Origin of the sequence: Novosphingobium sediminicola (assembly GCF_014196525.1) — a bacterium.
Lineage (GTDB): Bacteria > Pseudomonadota > Alphaproteobacteria > Sphingomonadales > Sphingomonadaceae > Novosphingobium > Novosphingobium sediminicola.
In genome coordinates, this window is the sequence record NZ_JACIDX010000049.1 from 1 (window position 1) to 2,501 (window position 2,501).

2 protein-coding genes are annotated in these 2,501 nt (G+C 63.1%); both read left to right on the forward strand.

Annotation, left to right across the window (positions count from 1 at the left end; genetic code table 11):
• Positions 1-1,215: glucuronate isomerase (gene uxaC / locus GGR38_RS23900; RefSeq protein ID WP_183629508.1), on the forward strand; the 1,215-nt coding region annotated here is incomplete at its 5' end.
• The coding region (locus GGR38_RS23905; RefSeq protein WP_343059217.1) for a mannitol dehydrogenase family protein at positions 1,212-2,501 on the forward strand (1,290 nt) is incomplete at its 3' end. The genes uxaC and GGR38_RS23905, both read left to right, overlap by 4 nt.

A 2,501-nucleotide genomic window follows, 5' to 3' on the forward strand; every position in this document is an offset into this window, starting at 1 on the left:
CGGATGCTCTATTCGCAGGGCGTGGCGCTGGAGGATCTGGGGATCGGCCCGGCCAAGGCGACGTATGATCCGCGCAAGGCATGGCGGATTCTGGCGGAAAATTGGCATTTGTATCGCGGCACGCCCTCGCGCATGTGGTCGGACTGGGTGTTTTCCGAGGTCTTCGGCATGGGCGAAATGCTGAGCGCGGAGACGGCGGATTTCTATTTCGACACGATCACTGAGCAGCTTTCGACCGATGCTTTCCGCCCGCGCGCGCTGTTTGATCGCTATAATATCGAGGTGATCGCGACCACCGAAAGCCCGCTCGATGATCTGGCGCATCATGCCGCGATTATGGCGGAAAACGCCGCCGGTGGCTGGCAGGGCAGGGTGGTGACCGCCTATCGCCCCGACCCGGTGGTTGATCCGGAGTTTGAGGGCTTTCGCGATAATCTCAAGCGTTTCAGCGCAATAACTGGCGAAGACTGCCTGACCTGGCAGGGCTATCTGGCCGCCCATCGCCAGCGGCGCGCTTTCTTCGCCGCTCATGGCGCGACCAGCACCGACCACGGCCACCCCACCGCGCAGACCGCCAACCTGTCCTCCGCCGAGGCCGAGGCTTTGTTTGACCGCGTGGCCAAGGGCGCGTTTACACCAGCCGATGCGGAACTTTTCCGTGCGCAAATGCTAACGGAAATGGCGGGCATGAGCCTTGAGGACGGGCTGGTGATGCAGATCCATCCCGGTTCTTTCCGCAATCACAATGCCGCGCTGTTCGCAGGATTTGGCCGCGACAAGGGCGCCGATATTCCGATGCGCACCGATTATGTGAATGCGCTCAAGCCCTTGCTCGATGTGTTCGGCAATGAGGCGGGCCTGTCCATTATCCTGTTTACGCTGGATGAATCGACCTATGCCCGCGAACTGGCGCCGCTGGCCGGGCATTATCCCTGCCTGAAGCTCGGCCCGGCATGGTGGTTCCACGACAGCCCCGAGGGCATGCGTCGCTTCCGCCACGCGACCACCGAAACGGCTGGTTTTTACAACACCGTCGGCTTCAACGATGACACGCGGGCCTTCCTCTCGATCCCGGCCCGGCACGATGTGGCGCGGCGGATCGACTGCGGATTCCTGGCGCAGATGGTCGTTGAACACCGGATGGCCGATTGGGAAGCCGCCGAATTGGCACAGGACCTGACCTATAATCTGGTGAAAAAGGCCTATAAGCTGTGAGCCGGATTTCCGCACAGAACCTGCCCGAAAATGCCGCCCAAGTTGCCATATTGCCCGCCTATGATCGGGCGGGCAAAAGCATCGGCATCGTCCATTTCGGCCTCGGCGCCTTCACCCGCGCGCATCAGGCGTGGTACACTGATCGCGCGATGGAGAGGTCCCTTGAAACTGGGGGGGATGGTGACTGGCTGATCGCGGGCATTTCGCTGCGCAGCCCCACCGTTGGCGAGCAATTGAACCCGCAGGACGGGCTCTATACGTTGGCCGAGAAATCGGGTGAGGGCACGAAACTGCGCGTGATCGGCAGCGTGGCCGAGGTGCTCGTCGCGCCAGAAAACCCATCGAAGATCAAGGCTTTGCTGAGCGATCGGGCCACCCATATCGTCACTTTCACCGTGACCGAGAAGGGCTATTGCCGCAAGGCGGACGGTGGCCTCGACCTGTCCCTAGCGGAGGGTGGTTTCTATCCGCTGCTTGCCGATGCGCTGGCCGAGCGCAAGGCGGCGGGGATCGGCGGCTTGACGTTGCTGTCCTGCGATAATCTGGCGGACAATGGGCATCAGCTCAAGCGCCTGATGGGTGAATATCTGGCAGCGCATCATCCCGATCTGGTGGATTGGGTCGCGGCCCATTGCACCTTTCCGTGCAGCATGGTTGACCGCATCGTACCCGCCACCACGGACGCCGACCGCGCCGAGGTCGAGGGGCTGCTGGGCCTGCGCGACGAGGGCGTGGTGATGACCGAGCCCTTCAGCCAATGGGTGATCGAGGACGCCTTTGCCGGCCCGCGTCCGGCGTGGGACGCTGTGGGCGCGCAGATCGTTGCCGATGTCGCGCCCTATGAAACGGCGAAGTTGCGGATGCTGAACGGTGCGCATTCGGCGCTGGCCTATTGCGGGCTGGCGGCTGGATATTCCTATGTGCATCAAGCGGTTGGTGACCCCACCTTGCGCGAAATGGCCTTGCGCCTGATGCGCGAGGAAGCCGCCCCGACCATTCCCGCCCCCGAGGGCATGGACCTTGCCGCCTATGCCGCCGCGTTGATCGAGCGCTTCGACAACCCCGCGCTGAACCACCGCCTGATCCAGATCGCGATGGACGGCTCGCAAAAGATACCCCAGCGCTGGCTCGCCACCTTGGCCGCCAATCAGGCGCAGGGGCGGCAATGCCCCGCCATCCTCTCGGCCATCGCCGCATGGATCAAACACTTGCGCGGAAGCAACGGTCCCGTCGATGACCCACGCGCGGGGGAGCTCGCACAAGCGGCAATGGGACAGGATGCTATC